Below are 16,523 nucleotides of genomic sequence, written 5' to 3' on the forward strand. Positions count from 1 at the left end.
AGATAATTGAATTGTTGAATTGCTAAATCGCTAATTGTTGGAAGATTGTAAAGATGATTAGCTGGATATTAGGAATCGTGAACAGCACATAGCACTATTTACATAATTAATCTATCCATAAAAAGACAGCAACAATCATAAGGGCAAATGTTATACTTCATTGCTGTTTAATTGCAGAATTGACTCAATTAGAAACGAACCCGATGGATGGGCTCACTAGCCTGTTTTTTAAAAATTTATCACAACATACACAAACCTCGTCTTGAATACATATCATGTAATGGCAATTTGGGCATTACATTTCTTGGCGTTAGCTTACTTAAATAAAAAGTCTACAACACAGCGCGGATATTAATAGCCCAGATGATAAAAAGTTTAAAGAATTAGTAAACTTATTACCGCAATTTACAGATGTAAGACTTTTAACTTTATACTTTTATTTACATTTGTACATGCACACAGCAGAACTATTAAAAAGAGCAGCTAATTTCGAATTTTTAAGTAAGGAGGAAGGGGTTTACCTTTACCACAATGCGCCTACAGCCGCGCTGATGGCGGTAGCAAACGAATTGAGAAAAATCCAAGTGCCAAGTGGAAAAGTAACTTGGCAGATAGATAGGAATGTAAACACCACAAATGTGTGCATTGCCAACTGTAAATTCTGCAACTTTTTTAGGCGGCCTGGGCACGAAGACAGTTATATTACCAATATTGAAACTTATAAAGTTAAAATAGAAGAAACCTTTAGGTTGGGCGGAGATCAGCTGCTTTTACAAGGCGGCCATCACCCAGATTTGGGATTGGAATTTTATACAACGTTGTTTAGGCAGTTAAAAGAACTTTATCCAAATTTAAAACTACACGCACTGGGCCCGCCAGAAATAGCGCACGTAGCCAAGTTAGAAGGATTAAGCCACACAGAAGTATTAAGCGCATTAAAAGAGGCCGGCATGGATTCTTTACCAGGTGCCGGTGCAGAGATTTTAAATGATAGGGTTAGAAGGTTAATCTCTAAAGGAAAATGTGGTGGAAAAGAATGGTTGGATGTAATGCGGGCAGCGCATCAGTTAGACATTACTACCTCTGCCACCATGATGTTTGGTCACGTAGAAACAATAGAAGAACGTTTTGAACACTTGGTGTGGATTAGGGAAGTGCAAAGCGAAAAACCCGCAGATGCAAACGGATTCTTAGCCTTTATTCCATGGCCTTTCCAAGACGATGGTACGCTTTTGAAAAGATTACGAGGCATTAGCAACACCATTACCGCCGATGAATATGTTAGAATGATTGCATTAAGCCGCATTATGTTGCCAAATATTAAAAACATACAAGCGAGTTGGCTAACCGTTGGAAAAGCTACCGCGCAGCTTTGTTTACATGCCGGAGCAAATGATTTCGGCTCGATTATGATTGAAGAAAATGTAGTTTCTGCAGCTGGAGCGCCGCACCGTTTTACCGCAAATGGTATCCAAGATTCTATTAGAAATGCAGGTTTCGAGCCGCAGCTTCGCGGACAGCAATATAATTACAGAGAGATGCCAGAGCATTTGGAAGAACAGGTGATAGATTATTAATGGTCAATTGTTAATGATTAATGGTTAGAGTTGTTAGAGAAATTCTTTTAGAAAGTTCCGTAGGAACGGCCGAGTTAATAGCGGTGGGTTTCAACCCACGGCATATTTTGAATTGTAAAGTGGGCTTTATGTCTTCTGCGCAATACGTGATGCCCAACTTTTTTTCGGCATCTTTTTATTCACTATAATTTTTCTACGTAATTACAGACCTTGAAACAAACTCAGGATGACTCGTCTGTATCGAGTTTATACTGAACGCTAGTTAACTTGCCGTGCCGAACTCGTTTCGGCATCTTTATTTTTGACCAGTATACCGGCAGATCCTGAAACAAGTTTAGGATGAAGGGCATAAAAAAAGGGAGACAGAACCTCCGTTCTATCTCCCTACCTTAAACTAAACATTACCTAAAAAATGTTTTACCTTAATATTTTTATGATAATTTCTTACCTGGCTTAATAAACCCATTGGCAATTTCTATAACTTGTGCTTTAGTTAAAGCCTCATCGAAACACTCGACCGCTTTCGCTTTAGTAATTCCGTTTATGCCCGAAATACCTGTTATTTTTATTCCCAATTGTGTCTCATTGTCTTCTCCTGCATAAGTCATATTCGCTGCTGCAACACCAGTATCATTGCTCTCTCCGTTTGGACCTAAAGAAATCCATGGAGCCAATGGTGCACCTTTAGCTGCTAACATTCCGCGAATGTGTGCCGCATGACGAGCTTCTACAGCATGTATTTGTAAAGCGTACGTTAAATTGGGATCTTTTAATAAGTTTGGTGCTTGTCCCTTATATGCCCTTACTCCTGTATCTTCAAAAGCCAAAGCAACCTTTAAAAAAGTCAAATAATTTGAATCAACATCTGAGAAAGTACCCCCAGCGGTAAAATCAAAATCAGCATACACATATTGGTCAGGTCCGGTAATTTTTAGAGCTCCTTTTAGAAAATCAACGTGCATACGTTCGTGATCTCGGATAACTTTAATTGCTGCCATGCCATCACTTTCTATCAAACCTGGTAATTTTTCAACGGCATGGTTATAATAATTCCATTCCAAATATTCTAACGCGAGAGCGAAACCCAACACATCTTTTACCTGGGCTGGAGTTGTTTGACCATAAGCCTTGGTAAACATAGAGCCTAAAGCCAACGGAACTGCTGCCATAGCTACTTTTTTACCCACGCCATAAAAGTCTTTCATGGCTTTACGTCTCGGGTTCAGTCTTTCATAGATTTCTCCGTCAACTTTTTCTACTTCTTCTAATATATTTAAGATATTCATGTTTTCTGAGTTTTAGGGATTATAAATTGATTACGGTAATTTTGGTCTTGATAAACTTGCCAGCCATTGCCAACACTTTATCCGGAGTTAAAGCGCCATCCAAAGCATTTGCAGAATCTGCGCCTAATGCAGTTAATGTACTTAGGTTAGCAAAACTACCCGGGCTAACCAAATCACGTATATAAGATGCATGACGTGCTTCAACCGAAACTATTTTTCCAGCAACAGTTAAATATTTAGGATCATTAATGCGTACACCGGCACCATTATATGCAGATACACCTAAATCTTCAAATCCTTGTGCAGCAGCTAATACACTTGTTCTATCATTAAATTTAATTGTCGAAAAGTCGACTTCTAAATCTGGTATCCTGGCAGTATCCAAAGCTTTTTTAAAAAATTCTCTGTGCGCCAATTCATGAAATTGAATGTCTTGAAAATAAGCTTTTTCAGCTGCCGAAAATCCAGATGGCGGATTCGCAGCTACCTGAACATAGAATGCTGCTTCCAACTGCTCTAATGCATACGCATAATTCAATACGCCAAAATCATCCTTAAAATCTAAGGTTGCACCAGTAGAAATCGGCGGGAAATTACGGTCTTTTCTACAACCTGCTGCAACTAAGGCAAGGCCTGCTGCACTTGCTCCGGCAAATTGAAGAAATGATCTTCTGCCAAGAGCCGATTTCATTAAGCTACTATCTAGCAACTCATTTTCTTTTTCTAGTTCTTTAACTTTCATAATACTTTAAGTTTATACTAAGGTTTTTGATTCGTTTGCTGTTATATACGTCAACAGTGGCCCAATAGTTTTTAGTTTTTCGGTTTTTTTTTATAAATCCTTTTTAATACATTCACAAACACATAAATTATGAAACCTTTAAAAACCATTATTGTCGACGACGAAGAGTTTGCGCGATCATCTTTATTTTTCCTTCTACAACAGAACTGCCCGCAGATAGAAATTATCGGCATAGCCAAATCTGTTGCAGAAGCAAAAGAACTATTGGAGCGCAACCATGTAGACGTTATTTTTTTAGATATAGCTATGCCGGGCACCAATGGGTTTGAGCTTATCCCAGCGGCAACAAAACAGCAGGCTGCTGTTATATTTACAACTGCTTATGATCAGTATGCAATAAGGGCAATTAAAGCAAACGCGTTAGACTACCTGCTTAAACCAATTGATATTGATGAGTTGAAAGAAGCAGTGGATAAAGTAGAAGGCTATTTAGAGCGTATGGCCAAGCAGGGCGAACAAGATGACCGAATGATTAATTTGGGCAATGCACTTGCAAAAGATGCCGAGATCAGTAAAATTACGCTACCATTTGGCCAGGGATTTAAAATGATAAGCGTAAATGATATCCTTTACATAGAAGCAGATAGCAATTACTCCGTAGTCCATTTAAATAGCGAAGAGAAAATTACCGTATCTAAGGTATTGAGAGAATTCGAAGAACTATTGCCATCAGCACAATTTTTAAGGGTACATAAATCTACGTTGGTTAACTTAGATTATCTTGTAGAATACAACAACAAAAACGGATTGCAGATTTTATTAAAAAACGGCGTCTCTTTAAATGTATCGCGACGTAGAGCAACCGAATTTTTCGAAAAGATAAAATCCCTCACAAAACCATAACCTACTATTAAAAGCTTTCTACACCATGAAAACTAGCATACAATCTCCACTTGCCAAGTTTATGTTCCATGTAGTTATGGTTATGGTCGTCCTGTCTATTTATTTGCCATCGGCAATTGGCCAAACTACTTATTTACCCCATTATAGCACAAAGAGTGGATTGGCGAGCAACACTTGTTATTTTATTCATCAAGATAAAAAAGGCTTTTTATGGATTGCCACCAGCAATGGCGTAAGTAGGTTCGATGGCACCAATTTTCAGAATTTTGGAATAGAAGATGGATTACCCGACACGCAGATACTACAAATTGCCGAAGACAGACAAGAACGCTTGTGGTTTTTTGCGCTAAATGGGCAAGTTAGTTTTTTAAAAGATGGGAAATTTTACAACGCCAGCAACAATAAAGTACTTGCAAAAATACATCCGGGCGCGGTAGTGGTTTCTTTTTTACAAGATAAAGCTGGTAGAATTTGGCTCGGCACCAACTCAAACCTTATTTTATGCATAGATGGAACTGCGGTAAAAACATACAGCTCTGCCAACAAAAAATATAATTTTTTCAACGCTTTTTTGCATCAGGATAAAAAAGGAAATATTTATGCGCTAAGTGACGGCTGTGTACACCGTTTTGATGGAAACAACTTTGAATTGATTAATGTGGATTTAAGTCCGCTTTCTTTTATGAATGCCACCAATACCGGAAACAATGCGCTTGTATTTTTAAATAGCCAAGGGCTAACAAGCTATAAGAATGGCCAGCTGAGCAACATAATATCCATACCGAATAACCTGTTAAAAAACAGCTCTGGTTATTTTTATTACGATCAGCCAAAACAAAGAGCTTGGTTGGCTACGCTTAGTGGCGCAATTGCTATAGACAGCGCTATGAAAACGGTTAAATATTTACAAGACATTGCGATAAACCAAGTGGTTAAAGACAAAGCCGCTAACATTTGGTTTGCAACCAATTCTGGTTTGTATATGCTGCCCAAAGAAAGTTCTAGGCTTTCTATTATAGATGCGGAAGACGGATTGAGTAGCAACATTATAAAAAGCATTGCCAAAGACAACAAAAACAGACTTTGGTTGGGCACAGACGATGCCGTGATAGATATCCTAAATACAAGCACCTTTAAAACCGATGAAGTTGGGCTTGATGATTTTAAGAAATTTAGAACCATTAAACAATTGGTGTTCGACTCTACAACCAATTCGATCTACTTTTCTTCAGAATTTGGACTTGGCGTTTTTAAACAGGTAGACAAAAACACCTCGAATGTAAAATACCTTAGCGAAACAAATAATTCTTTGTTTGTTATTAAAAACTTCGGGCTTAACAAAACGAACAATAAACTTGCCTTGGCGTTATCATCTGGCGTTATAAACTTAGAAGATTGCCAAAACAACCTTAATTTTAATGCAACAAATTTAATAGGCGATAAAAACTTTATAAAAGGAAGAGCTTACCATGTGTATTACGATAAAAAAGGTAGCCTATGGTTCTCTAATGTAAATGGACTTGGAGAATTTAAGAACGGCAAAATTATAAAGCATTATAGAAATAATATACTACTTACCAAACGCATCAACGACATTTACGAGTTAAATGACGGAACACTTTTACTTGCAACCGATGGCTATGGTCTACTTTTTTACAAGAACAATAAAATAATTAAACAGTTAAAGCAAAGCGATGGGCTAACGAATAACATCTGTTTAAAAATATTTGTAAAAAATAAAGAGATATGGGTATTAAATAGCGCAGGGGTAAATAAAATTTCCAACTATCCGGCGAAGCCGCAAATTGCCAACTTCGATTATGGCAAAGATTTGCTCACAGATGATGTAAACGATTTGTTCATCGACGATAGCACGGCATATTTCGCCACCAATCGCGGGCTCATATTATTTAACTACGTAAAAAACAGAAGCAATACCAATGGTCCGCCGGTGTACATTACCTCTATAAAGAAAGACCGAGAAAGATTATCGTTAAACACTGGCCACTTTAATTTTACCAGCGGCAACAATAGTATTTTCTTAATGTTTAGCGCTATTGATTTTTCTACCAGCGATATTACCTACAGATATAGGCTTAATCCAAACATACCGTTTATAGAAACAAAAACCCGAAGATTAGATTTTTCGTCTTTACAACCGGGCGATTATAACTTCGAAGTGAGTGCCAAAAGCCAGAATTCTAACTGGGGCAACTCTGCTGCCATATCTTTTTCTATCGCCAAGCAGTTTTGGCAAACATGGTGGTTTTTGGCTTGTGTATTGCTTACTGCAGGTGTTCTCTTTTTTAAATTAGCAGCCTATTTGATTAAAAAGCAAAAGAATAAAGAACAAAATGATTTGAAGTTGAGAAACAGGGTTTTAATGCTAGAACAACAGGCGTTACAAGCCATGATGAACCCACACTTTGTATTTAATGTAATGAATGCCATACAGCACTACATCAATACACAGAACACGGCATCTGCAAACAAGGTGCTTACTGGCTTTGCCCGGCTGATTAGAAAAAATCTGGAGATATGTACAAAAGGCTCTATCTCACTACACGAGGAAATAGAATATCTAAAGCTTTACCTCAATTTAGAAAAAAACAGATTTGGCGATAAATTGACCTATCACTTCAACATAGATGAAACGTTAGACCTTGAAGAAACATTTATACCGTCGATGCTGTTACAGCCGTACGTAGAAAATGCGATTTGGCACGGCATTATGCCAAAAGAAGCTGGTGGGCGGATAGAGATACATATATTGTTAAAAGCAGGAGACATATTAGAGATAGAAATTATTGATGATGGTGTTGGAATAGACAATTCTCTGCGAACAAAAAAAGGCACCCACCTCAGCAAAGGAATGCAGCTTACCGCAGAAAGATTAAAACTTTTGGCAGAGATTGGCTCAAAAAACATACAGTTAAAAATCAAACAAAATACACTAAATGGCACAACGGTATCCATTTCGATGCCGATTTAACGCCGGTTTTACCGTTTACTCAATTTTTAATACCACTTACTAATTAGATACGACGAATGCAAGGCTTTAGCCTTAAACTTGTTCTATAGATAAACGATATATGATTTATCAAAAGTTCTTATAGGATTGATATAGCTAATTTAATAACCTAACTTAAACTATATCTTAATTCAGGTTTCATTTGTGTGTTAAAAAGCGGTCTTGTTTGAAAAAAGCGAGACCGCTTTTTGTTATTCGAAATAGTTACTTTTGTACATGCTTCCAGCAAACCTTTCTCAGCACATAGAGGCGCTCATCTTTTCATCAGCACAGAGCATTACCGCCGAAGAGATTATGCAAGCATTGAGTTCGGCATTTGAAGAATCTTTTTCTGCAACAACTATTTTAGACCATTTAACTGCTATCGAGCAAAAATATTTGGCCGACGATTGTATTTTAGAAATTGTTTATTTAAATGGCGGCTATCAATTTTTAACAAAAAAAGACTATTACGAAACGGTTAATCAACTTCAAATAGTTAGGTCTAAAAAGAAATTAAGCCAGGCTGCTATGGAAACTTTGGCCATTATTGCCTACCGACAGCCCATAACCAAATTAGAAATAGAACAGATAAGAGGTGTAAACTCTGATTATTCTGTGCAACGCCTGTTAGAAAAAGACTTGATAGCCATAGAGGGCAAAGCCGATGGACCCGGAAGACCTTTATTATACCAAACCAGCGGAAGTTTTATGGACTATTTCGGTTTAAAAAACATTAAAGATTTACCCCAATTAAACGACTTTGCCAAACCAGAAAACAGCGTTGGCGACGAAATAGAATAAATGCAAAAAATTATAGTACTTGTTTTGCAAAAAAACTTATTTTTATCCTTTCAAGTTATTAAACCAATTTTTATTTTTGTGTAATGAAAACGCCAAAAAAACATTCTGAGAAACCATCTACTAAAAAAGCTGAAGTGGATGACAACGATCTTGACGAGGACGATTCCGACGTGCAACGTGCCAAATCGACTAAAAAAAAATATGACGACGATGAGGACGACTATGACGCGCCTTTAGACGATCCAGATAATTTTGGCGACTTTGATAACGATGATGATGATGACGACGACGATTATTAAACTTTAAAAAATATTCCATTTAAAAAGCATCTTATTTAATGTAGGATGCTTTTTAAATTTCACACTCTTTCCATGCAAATTATTCAGGTAAGCCAGCCAGCTTTGGTAAAAGATTTTTTAGAAACCCCAAAAACACTTTACAAAAGCGACCCATACTACATCAGTCCGTTAGACGAAATGGTAGAAAAAGTGTTCGATGCTAAAAGAAACCCATTCTTTTTACATGGCAAATGCACTAGGTGGGTACTAAAAAACGATGGTGGGCAATTGATAGGTAGAATTGCGGCTTTTATAAACGACAAAAAGGCGTATCAATCTGAACAGCCTACCGGCGGCATTGGCTTTTTTGAATGTATAGAAGACCAAACTGCTGCCAATTTATTGTTCGATACGGCAAAAGCTTGGTTGGAGGAAAATGGAATGAAAGCCATGGACGGCCCAATCAATTTTGGCGAAAACGATAGTTTTTGGGGCTTGCTTGTGGAAGGTTTTACTGCGCCATCTTACGGCATGAACTATAATTTCCCCTATTATGAAAAGCTTTTCGAAAATTACGGCTTTAAAACTGAATATAAACAACTTACCAACCATGTAAACCTAACCATACCGTTCCCCGAGCGGTTTACCAAGATTGCAAACTGGGTGGCGAAAAAGCCTGGCTATACATTTGAGCATTTCGAAAAGAAAAATGCTTCAAAATATATCTCAGATCTAATGGAGATTTATAACAATGGCTGGCAAGATTTCGAAACCTTCGCTCCGATAAAGGAAGATACCTTGGTAGAAAGCTTTAAGAGCATGGAACCCATTATGGATGAAAACCTTATTTGGTTTGCGTATTGCAATGGCGAACCTGCCGCATTCGTAGTTATTATCCCCGATGCGAATCAAATGATTAAGGGATTTAACGGAAAATTAGGCCTGTTAGAAAAAGTAAAATTTGCTTATCGCAGATGGCTTGGAGTAACCCGCATGAGGGCGGTGGTAATGGGCACAAAAAAAGCATTTCAAAAGCATGGATTAGAATCGGCATTATTTATTAAACTTGGCGAATATGTATTGCCCAAAAAGCAATATAAGGAATTAGAATTAAGTTGGGTTGGAGATTTTAATGATAAGATGATTGCCATACACGAAGCTACCGGAGCCACGATGGGCAAAAAACATTTGACTATGAGGAAAGTTTTTTAACACCATTAAAGTATCGTCATCAAGATAAACCCGCTCTTCGAGATGTTAAGCCTGCGCATCTCGAAGCGAGGATAAGGTGGATTTCCGAATCCACAAAAGCAAAAGGCATGAAAGCATTTGTTTTAGGGATTGCAAATCCCTGTTCATCAATAGTTCGGCATGACCCTGCGGAACATGTCGAACAGCAGTAATTCTGCTTATCAATTTTTACACATCGCAGAGTGGCGCAAACAGAACGACGGTGTCTTAAACAGCTCGCGACCCCATTGGGGTCTAATGTTTATAGAAAACCATTCCGCCTTGCCATTCGACCCCGTCCGGGTCGTACCATAGCGCAGCAAAAGTCTACAAACATTTAATCCCTTGGGGATTATAAATCTGGCGTTGGGAAACATTAAGTCCGACATCTCAAGAGGTTTAGACAAGATGGATTTCCGAATCTACAAAAGCAAAAGGCATGAAAGTATTCGTTTCAGGGATTGCTCAAAAGGAGCTACTTTGCAGCAAATCCCTGTTTATCGATAGTTCAAGAGATGGCCTTGCGGAACATGTCGAAAAGCAGGCATACTCATTACGCATACACTAAAATTTTCCCCATCTCATCAGCAAGTTTATGAAATTGTTTGCTCAATTTTTTGAGCTTGCTTCGCAGAGGGGCATTTTACCTGGCTTGCATACTGCCTCAGCAGCCCGGCATTAATTCCGGCACGGTCCGCAACCTTCCCAATATTAAGGAAGTCAAATTGATTAAATAAAGCATACACGTCATAAAGATGTTCAAATTCGACACTTTCGGGTTTAACATTTTCAAATTCAAATAAAAGCAGTTTTAATTTCTCTTCAAGGTCATTAACATTATCAGCGTTTTCTACAATTAGGTTATCATTGATAGTAACGCGACCTGTTAGATTGTCTTCACCTCGTTCTACAATCATCTCTAATTTTAATTTCTTCATTTTAAATGCGATAAAATATACATCAAAGGTTATTTAAGCCCAGCTTGTTTCAAAATTGAATTCAGCGTACCTTTCGGTATGTCGCTGCCATGTGCCGGCAAGGCAACTTTACCCAACTTAGAAGGATGAACTAACTGAACATGACTACCTTTTTGGGATTTTTCTTCCCAACCATCTTGCTTTAGCAGCTTAAGCAATCCTTAAACTTCATAGCGTAAAGGTAGCAATTTAGCTACTTAATTTAAACAAATAATTTAAACTTGAGGTGTATACTTTGCTCCCTGCGGAACATGTCGAACAGCAGATGTTTCGATTGATAAATCCTGTTTGCTGAGGCCGTTATTTTAGGTAAACATAAGTGATGCCGTCTCCACCCCTATCTTGGTGTTCGTCTTCCATTCTATCTACCTGACTGTATGTTTTCAAACTTGCTCTAATCAGCTTTCTTAAAATCCCATCGCCTTTTCCATGAATTATTTTAATGGATGGGAAACCAAGCATTATGGCTTTATCTAAATACTTCTCTACCTCGAATAAAGCTTCCTCTCCCCGCAATCCGCGCAAATCTAATTCTGCTCTAAAGTCTGCTACTGCATCTGTCATTCGACCTGCAAAAGACTGCTGAACCACTTTTTTAGCTTCCTTATTGCTTATTTTATGTACCCTATTTTGCTTTACAACCGAACGTAAATCACCTATGGCCAACACCAAATTATTTCGGTTCACTTCCAAAACTTGGCCCATCGCATCGTTATCTGTTAACTTAACCCAATCTCCCACCTCAATATTTTCATTTTTAACCTCCATTTTGGGCTGTGGCTTCTCTTTGGGAACACGCACCCGTTCTAACTCGGTTTGCAGGTTTTGTCGCAGCGTTTTGGTAACGATTTTATCTGCCTCGTTAGCTCTAATTTCAAAAATTGTTTGCTCAATAAGCTTATTGGCGTTTTTGATAATGTTCTGAGCTTCTTGTTTTGCCTCCTTTATAAGGATTTTTTTATTTTCAGATAAAAAGTCCCTTAATTTTTCGTTCTCGGCAATCAAATTTTTAGCCTTATTTTGTTGGTTCGCCAACGCAACTTTACTGTCGTAAATTTGCTTTTTATCGCGCTCCAAATCAATCAATAGGCTATCTAGTCTATTCTCGTTCTTACCCGATTTTTGCTTCGCTAACCTAACCACCTCTTCTGGTAAGCCAATATTTTGGGCAATCTCAAAAGCATAAGAACTGCCCGGCTTTCCTGTTTCTAAAATATACAACGGCTTCATCAACCTATTATCAAAAAGCATCGACGCATTTTCTAGGCCTTCTGTGTTCCCGGCAAACAATTTGAGGTTAGAATAGTGGGTGGTTATTACGCCGCGCACATTTTTGTTGTTCAGCACTTCTAATACCGCTTCGGCCATTGGCCCACCAAATTGCGGATCAGTACCCGTACCAAACTCATCTATCAGCACAAGAGTTTTAGAAGTTGAGCGTTCTACAAAAAACCGCATTTTTGTAAGGTGGGCGCTATAAGTACTCAAATCGCTCTCTATAGATTGGTCATCGCCAATATCTGCAAAAATATTCTCAAACAAACCAACTTCGCTATTAGGGTCGGCAGAAATAAGCAAGCCACTTTGCAGCATAAGTTGCAACAGCCCAACTGTTTTCATACAAACCGATTTACCTCCAGCATTTGGGCCAGATACCACAACTACTCGCGTCTTCGCATCAATATGGATATTTAACGGCGTAACCGTTTTCTTCTCTAATTTAAAGGAACGCAGCAACAGCGGATGCACCGCATTAACCAGCTTTGTTTCTGGTGTTTTTAATATTTTAGGCATTTCTGCGCCAATTTCGATGGCAAACAGTGCCTTTGCCCGCACAAAATCTAACTTGGTTAAAAAGCCATGGTAAGAGAGCAGCAAACTAGAATATGGCCGCAACTGATCTGTTAAGGTTATTAATATTTTAACGATTTCCCTGCGCTTATCAAATTCTAGATCGCGCAGTTTATTGTTTAAATTAAAAACTTCTTCGGGTTCGATGTAAACCGTTTGCCCACTCGCCGATTCATCATGTACAAAACCTTTTAACTTGCGCTTGTTTTCGGCTAAAATTGGGATACACATCCTACCATCTCTCATGGTTAAACTGCCGTCGGCAACCCAATTACTTGCAAGTGCATGCTTGTAAACAGAATCCATGCGCTTGCGGATATCTTGTTCGGCTTGACTAATTGAGGAGGTTATTGCCAACAATTCTTTAGATGCGTTTGGTTTAATTTTTCCATTTGCATCAATCACAGCCTCTATGCTCCTAAGAATGCCTTTCTCTATCGGCAAATACTCAAACAGTGCTTCTAAAGTGGGATAAACTTCTGGTCGTGATGCAAAAAAATGCAGCACACTAAAAACAGTTTGCAAAGAAGTGTAAACCTTGAACCACTCTTCTTCTAACAGGTAAGAACCTTCTACCCTAATTTTCTCGATTAAAGATTTAATATCGAAAAACGCAGTAATTTGTAATGGTTCTTGGTTTTGGATAATACTCTTAAACTCGTTGGTTTGCTTTAAAAACTTATCTATTTGGTCAAATCGGGTAATTACCTGCATCTTCTGCACCATCGTTTGCCCCATAGGGCTTAAACAATATTTTGCAATGAGGTGCTTTATTTCTCCAAAACCTAACCTTTCTTCACAATTTTCGGGGTACAACATAAAATCTTAAAAACGCTCCTGTTTTTTAGGTGTAATCTTCTTCTTTTTAACTTTCTTTTTAAATAAAGTCGATTTTTTCTTCAGCTTTATTTTTTTCGCTAAACTGTCTGCCTTCAATTTCTTCGCTATCGCTATCGAATCTTTCTCCTTTTTCGCCTTTAATTTGATAGAATCTTGTTTCAGAACTTTCTTCAATTCAATGGAATCGCGTTTTTCCATATATTTTTTTTGAGCGTTTAACTTAGCCGATATGTGCTTGTACATTGCCTCTAGCACTAATGGCTTTTTTGAATAGTAGGCCAAACTCTGCGTAAACTGAGCTGAATCGGTATCGAATTTTTTATAAATTCCTTTATAATAGGCAGACGCCACTTTTTTGGCAGAATCTTCTGGATAAATCATAGAAACATAGCCATCTACAACATGTACATCGTAAATAACATTTTCCATTTTGTCTGGCTTAATAATGCCTTTGGGTACGCTGTTGCCGCACGCAAACAAAAAAATACATAAAATTACACTCAAAAATGTTTTTCTCATTCAGAATTAAAGCAGTAATTGTTGCCAAAATTTCGGCAAGGTTGTTAATTTTACCAAAAATAGGCATAAATGAGCATAGCTGAGAACATAAAGAAATATAAAAATGAGGTTGAGGGCGAAGGCGTAACGCTAATTGCAGTTTCTAAAACCAAACCAAAGGAAGACATTTTAGAGGCATACGAGGCCGGGCAACGCATCTTTGGCGAGAACCAAGTACAAGAGATGTGCGAAAAACAAACGGAATTGCCAAAAGACATTCGTTGGCACCTTATTGGGCACTTACAAAGCAATAAGGTAAAGTACATTGCCCCTTTTGTAGAACTGATACATGGGGTAGACAGCTTAAAGCTTCTGCAAGAAATTAACAAGCAGGCGGCAAAAAACAATCGGATTATAGATTGCTTATTGCAGGTTTATATTGCCGATGAAGAAACAAAATTTGGGCTAGATTTTGATGAAGTGATAGAGTTGTTAAGGTCTGAAGAGTATCTCTCACTTAAAAACGTTAAAATAACAGGATTGATGGGCATAGCCACCAACACAAAAAACGAAAAACAACTTAGTATAGAGTTTAACGAAATGAAAGTGTTCTTTGATGGGATTAAGTTGAGTTTTTTTAGAAAAGAAGAAACATTTAAAGAACTTTCTATGGGCATGAGTGCCGATTATAAAATTGCCATAGAAGAAGGCAGTACTATGGTACGGATTGGAAGCAGTATTTTTGGTGGTAGACCAGCAAAAGTTTAAAAAACCAACAATAAACATGAACTTAAACATTAGAAAAGCAACAGCAGAAGATTGCGAAGCCATGTTGACTTTGATACACGAACTTGCGCTTTATGAACGAGCGCCTGAAGAGGTAACCGTAAACTTGGCGCATTTTAGAGACGCCGGCTTTGGCAAGCACAAAACTTGGGATGCTTTTATAGCAGAAGTTGATGGTAAAGCCGTAGGTTTTGCACTCTACTATACACGTTACTCTACATGGAAAGGCTGTAGGTTATATTTAGAAGATTTTATCGTTACCGAAGATTATAGAGGAAAAGGAATTGGAAAACTGCTTTTCGAAAAAGTTATAGATGTTGCCAAAGGCGAGAATTATAATGGAATGGTTTGGCAAGTACTAGATTGGAACGAGCCAGCATTAAATTTCTATCGAAAATACAACGCAGACATAGAAACTGGGTGGTTAAATGCATCATTCAGCACAGAACAGGTTAAAGAATTTTAAACATGGAGGTATTTAAATTTGGTGGTGCTTCTGTAAAAGATGCGGCAGGCGTGAGAAATCTTGCCAATATTGTTAAGGATTACAAAGTGGCCGAACTGTTAATTGTGGTTTCTGCTATGGGTAAAATGACCAATCGATTAGAAGATTTAACCCAAGCCTATTTAAGTAAAACTGAAAATTTAAACGTTATTTTTGAAGAGGTTAAAAACTTTCATTTTAACCTAATTGATGAGTTGTTTGAAGGCAACCACCATGCTGTTTATGATGATGTGGCTAATACTTTTGTAGAGATTGATTGGTTGCTGGAAGATGCGCCAGATGGAAATGACGCCTATATTTATGATCAAATTGTTTCTATTGGAGAAATTGTTTCTACAAAAATTATAGCTGCCTGGCTTAACCATTGTGGCCAAAAAACCTTATGGGCAGATGCCAGAAGTTATATCCAAACCGATAATACCCATCGAGAAGGGAAAGTAAACTGGGATAAAACAGAAAAAATTATTCAAGAAGATTTACTGCCTGTGCTCAGCCAAAACATTGTGGTAACTCAAGGTTTTATTGGCGGAACCACAGAAAATTACACCACCACTTTAGGGCGAGAAGGTTCAGATTATTCTGCCGCTATATTTGCCTATTGTTTAAATGCAAACGCAGTAACCATTTGGAAAGATGTGCCTGGAGTATTAAATGCCGACCCAAAATGGTTTGATGTGACCGAAAAAATAGACCAGATGAGCTATTACGACGCCATCGAACTCACCTACTATGGTGCTACGGTTATCCATCCAAAAACCATTAAACCACTACAAAATAAAGATATTCCTTTGTATGTGAGGTCTTTTTTACAGCCTGCAGAGAAAGGAACAATAATAGCTAACACAAGCAATCCATTACCAATTCCCTCTTTTATTTTCAAAATAAACCAAGCCTTAATTTCTATTTTTCCAAAAGATTACTCCTTTATTATAGAAGAAAATTTAAGCAAAATCTTTGACCTTTTCCATAAGCATAATGTTAAAATAAACACCATGTTAAACTCTGCAATGAGTTTTTCTGTGAGTGTAGACGACAACGAAGAGACGGTTAAAAAGCTGTTAGAAGTGTTATCGACGGATTTTATGGTTAAGTATAATCGAGACTTAGAATTGGTTACAATAAGGTATTACGACGAGCAGACAATTGCGAGAACAATCGTTAACAAAGAAATATTGCTTGAGGTAAAAAGTCGCCATACCTGCCAAATGGTGATGAAAAACCTAGCCAATAGTTAAC

At 37.8% G+C, this 16,523-nt stretch carries 15 protein-coding genes; 9 read left to right on the forward strand and 6 right to left on the reverse strand.

Going from position 1 to position 16,523, the window contains the following annotated elements; translation table 11 throughout:
* Positions 1-452: 452 nt before the first annotated feature.
* Positions 453-1,577, forward strand: coding sequence for a cyclic dehypoxanthinyl futalosine synthase (mqnC, locus tag ABIB40_RS08855; protein WP_354358129.1), 1,125 nt, complete (start codon positions 453-455; stop codon positions 1,575-1,577).
* A 431-nt stretch (positions 1,578-2,008) separates the two neighbouring features.
* Here mqnC and ABIB40_RS08860 read toward each other — a convergent pair whose 3' ends face one another.
* Together ABIB40_RS08860 and ABIB40_RS08865 are read right to left on the reverse strand one after the other, a co-directional pair.
* Complete coding sequence (locus tag ABIB40_RS08860) at positions 2,009-2,863, reverse strand: ferritin-like domain-containing protein (protein WP_354358131.1); 855 nt, start codon at positions 2,861-2,863, stop codon at positions 2,009-2,011.
* 19 nt (positions 2,864-2,882) lie between these two features.
* Positions 2,883-3,605: a ferritin-like domain-containing protein gene (locus ABIB40_RS08865; protein ID WP_354358133.1), complete on the reverse strand. Its 723-nt coding sequence runs from the start codon at positions 3,603-3,605 to the stop codon at positions 2,883-2,885.
* 129 nt (positions 3,606-3,734) lie between these two features.
* Between ABIB40_RS08865 and ABIB40_RS08870 the strand changes: the two genes are divergently transcribed.
* The 5 genes from ABIB40_RS08870 to ABIB40_RS08890 all read left to right on the forward strand — a co-directional run bounded on the left by ABIB40_RS08870 (position 3,735) and on the right by ABIB40_RS08890 (position 9,812).
* On the forward strand, positions 3,735-4,508 hold the full coding sequence (locus ABIB40_RS08870) for a LytR/AlgR family response regulator transcription factor (protein ID WP_354358135.1): 774 nt from the start codon (positions 3,735-3,737) through the stop codon (positions 4,506-4,508).
* A gap of 25 nt (positions 4,509-4,533) precedes the next feature.
* Complete coding sequence (locus tag ABIB40_RS08875; RefSeq protein WP_354358137.1) at positions 4,534-7,500, forward strand: sensor histidine kinase; 2,967 nt, start codon at positions 4,534-4,536, stop codon at positions 7,498-7,500.
* Between the two features lie 255 nt (positions 7,501-7,755).
* The gene (scpB, locus tag ABIB40_RS08880) at positions 7,756-8,322 is read left to right on the forward strand and encodes an SMC-Scp complex subunit ScpB (RefSeq protein ID WP_354358139.1); all 567 of its coding nucleotides are present in this window, start codon (positions 7,756-7,758) and stop codon (positions 8,320-8,322) included.
* A gap of 83 nt (positions 8,323-8,405) precedes the next feature.
* Positions 8,406-8,621 (forward strand): hypothetical protein, encoded by a 216-nt coding sequence (locus ABIB40_RS08885; RefSeq protein WP_354358141.1) that lies wholly within the window; start codon positions 8,406-8,408, stop codon positions 8,619-8,621.
* 72 nt (positions 8,622-8,693) lie between these two features.
* Entirely contained in the window at positions 8,694-9,812 is a 1,119-nt protein-coding gene (locus ABIB40_RS08890) for a GNAT family N-acetyltransferase (protein ID WP_354358143.1), read from the forward strand.
* A 611-nt stretch (positions 9,813-10,423) separates the two neighbouring features.
* On the opposite strand, the gene ABIB40_RS08895 is transcribed toward ABIB40_RS08890, so the two are convergent.
* From ABIB40_RS08895 to ABIB40_RS08910, 4 genes are all read right to left on the reverse strand, one after another.
* Positions 10,424-10,768 (reverse strand): hypothetical protein, encoded by a 345-nt coding sequence (locus ABIB40_RS08895; RefSeq protein ID WP_354358145.1) that lies wholly within the window; start codon positions 10,766-10,768, stop codon positions 10,424-10,426.
* A gap of 29 nt (positions 10,769-10,797) precedes the next feature.
* Positions 10,798-10,965: a type II toxin-antitoxin system HicA family toxin gene (locus tag ABIB40_RS08900; RefSeq protein WP_354358147.1), complete on the reverse strand. Its 168-nt coding sequence runs from the start codon at positions 10,963-10,965 to the stop codon at positions 10,798-10,800.
* Positions 10,966-11,107: 142 nt separating this feature from the next.
* Positions 11,108-13,477, reverse strand: coding sequence for an endonuclease MutS2 (locus ABIB40_RS08905; protein ID WP_354358149.1), 2,370 nt, complete (start codon positions 13,475-13,477; stop codon positions 11,108-11,110).
* A gap of 6 nt (positions 13,478-13,483) precedes the next feature.
* Positions 13,484-14,017 (reverse strand): DUF4296 domain-containing protein, encoded by a 534-nt coding sequence (locus ABIB40_RS08910; protein WP_354358151.1) that lies wholly within the window; start codon positions 14,015-14,017, stop codon positions 13,484-13,486.
* Between the two features lie 69 nt (positions 14,018-14,086).
* Here ABIB40_RS08910 and ABIB40_RS08915 point away from each other — a divergent pair, with 69 nt between their 5' ends.
* Genes ABIB40_RS08915 through ABIB40_RS08925 form a run of 3 tightly spaced genes read left to right on the forward strand, consistent with a single transcriptional unit; the run spans position 14,087 to position 16,522 of the window.
* Positions 14,087-14,764, forward strand: coding sequence for a YggS family pyridoxal phosphate-dependent enzyme (locus ABIB40_RS08915; RefSeq protein ID WP_354358153.1), 678 nt, complete (start codon positions 14,087-14,089; stop codon positions 14,762-14,764).
* Positions 14,765-14,780: 16 nt separating this feature from the next.
* Positions 14,781-15,248, forward strand: a complete 468-nt coding sequence (locus tag ABIB40_RS08920) for a GNAT family N-acetyltransferase (RefSeq protein ID WP_354358155.1) — start codon at positions 14,781-14,783, stop codon at positions 15,246-15,248.
* A gap of 2 nt (positions 15,249-15,250) precedes the next feature.
* Entirely contained in the window at positions 15,251-16,522 is a 1,272-nt protein-coding gene (locus ABIB40_RS08925; RefSeq protein ID WP_354358157.1) for an aspartate kinase, read from the forward strand.
* Position 16,523: the final 1 nt, after the last annotated feature.

This window comes from Pedobacter sp. UYP30 (genome assembly GCF_040547165.1).
In the GTDB taxonomy this organism is placed as follows: Bacteria; Bacteroidota; Bacteroidia; order Sphingobacteriales; family Sphingobacteriaceae; genus Pedobacter.

What these genes read in the sequence shown, in the direction of transcription:
- ABIB40_RS08870 (WP_354358135.1), top strand. Translation starts at nt 3,735, where the DNA reads ATGAAACCTTTAAAAACCATTATTGTCGACGACGAAGAGTTTGCGCGA.
- ABIB40_RS08915 (WP_354358153.1), top strand. Translation starts at nt 14,087, where the DNA reads ATGAGCATAGCTGAGAACATAAAGAAATATAAAAATGAGGTTGAGGGC.
- ABIB40_RS08890 (WP_354358143.1), top strand. Translation starts at nt 8,694, where the DNA reads ATGCAAATTATTCAGGTAAGCCAGCCAGCTTTGGTAAAAGATTTTTTA.
- ABIB40_RS08910 (WP_354358151.1), bottom strand. Translation starts at nt 14,017, where the DNA reads ATGAGAAAAACATTTTTGAGTGTAATTTTATGTATTTTTTTGTTTGCG.
- mqnC (WP_354358129.1), top strand. Translation starts at nt 453, where the DNA reads ATGCACACAGCAGAACTATTAAAAAGAGCAGCTAATTTCGAATTTTTA.
- ABIB40_RS08925 (WP_354358157.1), top strand. Translation starts at nt 15,251, where the DNA reads ATGGAGGTATTTAAATTTGGTGGTGCTTCTGTAAAAGATGCGGCAGGC.
- ABIB40_RS08920 (WP_354358155.1), top strand. Translation starts at nt 14,781, where the DNA reads ATGAACTTAAACATTAGAAAAGCAACAGCAGAAGATTGCGAAGCCATG.
- ABIB40_RS08875 (WP_354358137.1), top strand. Translation starts at nt 4,534, where the DNA reads ATGAAAACTAGCATACAATCTCCACTTGCCAAGTTTATGTTCCATGTA.
- ABIB40_RS08905 (WP_354358149.1), bottom strand. Translation starts at nt 13,477, where the DNA reads ATGTTGTACCCCGAAAATTGTGAAGAAAGGTTAGGTTTTGGAGAAATA.
- ABIB40_RS08885 (WP_354358141.1), top strand. Translation starts at nt 8,406, where the DNA reads ATGAAAACGCCAAAAAAACATTCTGAGAAACCATCTACTAAAAAAGCT.
- ABIB40_RS08865 (WP_354358133.1), bottom strand. Translation starts at nt 3,605, where the DNA reads ATGAAAGTTAAAGAACTAGAAAAAGAAAATGAGTTGCTAGATAGTAGC.
- ABIB40_RS08860 (WP_354358131.1), bottom strand. Translation starts at nt 2,863, where the DNA reads ATGAATATCTTAAATATATTAGAAGAAGTAGAAAAAGTTGACGGAGAA.
- scpB (WP_354358139.1), top strand. Translation starts at nt 7,756, where the DNA reads ATGCTTCCAGCAAACCTTTCTCAGCACATAGAGGCGCTCATCTTTTCA.
- ABIB40_RS08895 (WP_354358145.1), bottom strand. Translation starts at nt 10,768, where the DNA reads ATGAAGAAATTAAAATTAGAGATGATTGTAGAACGAGGTGAAGACAAT.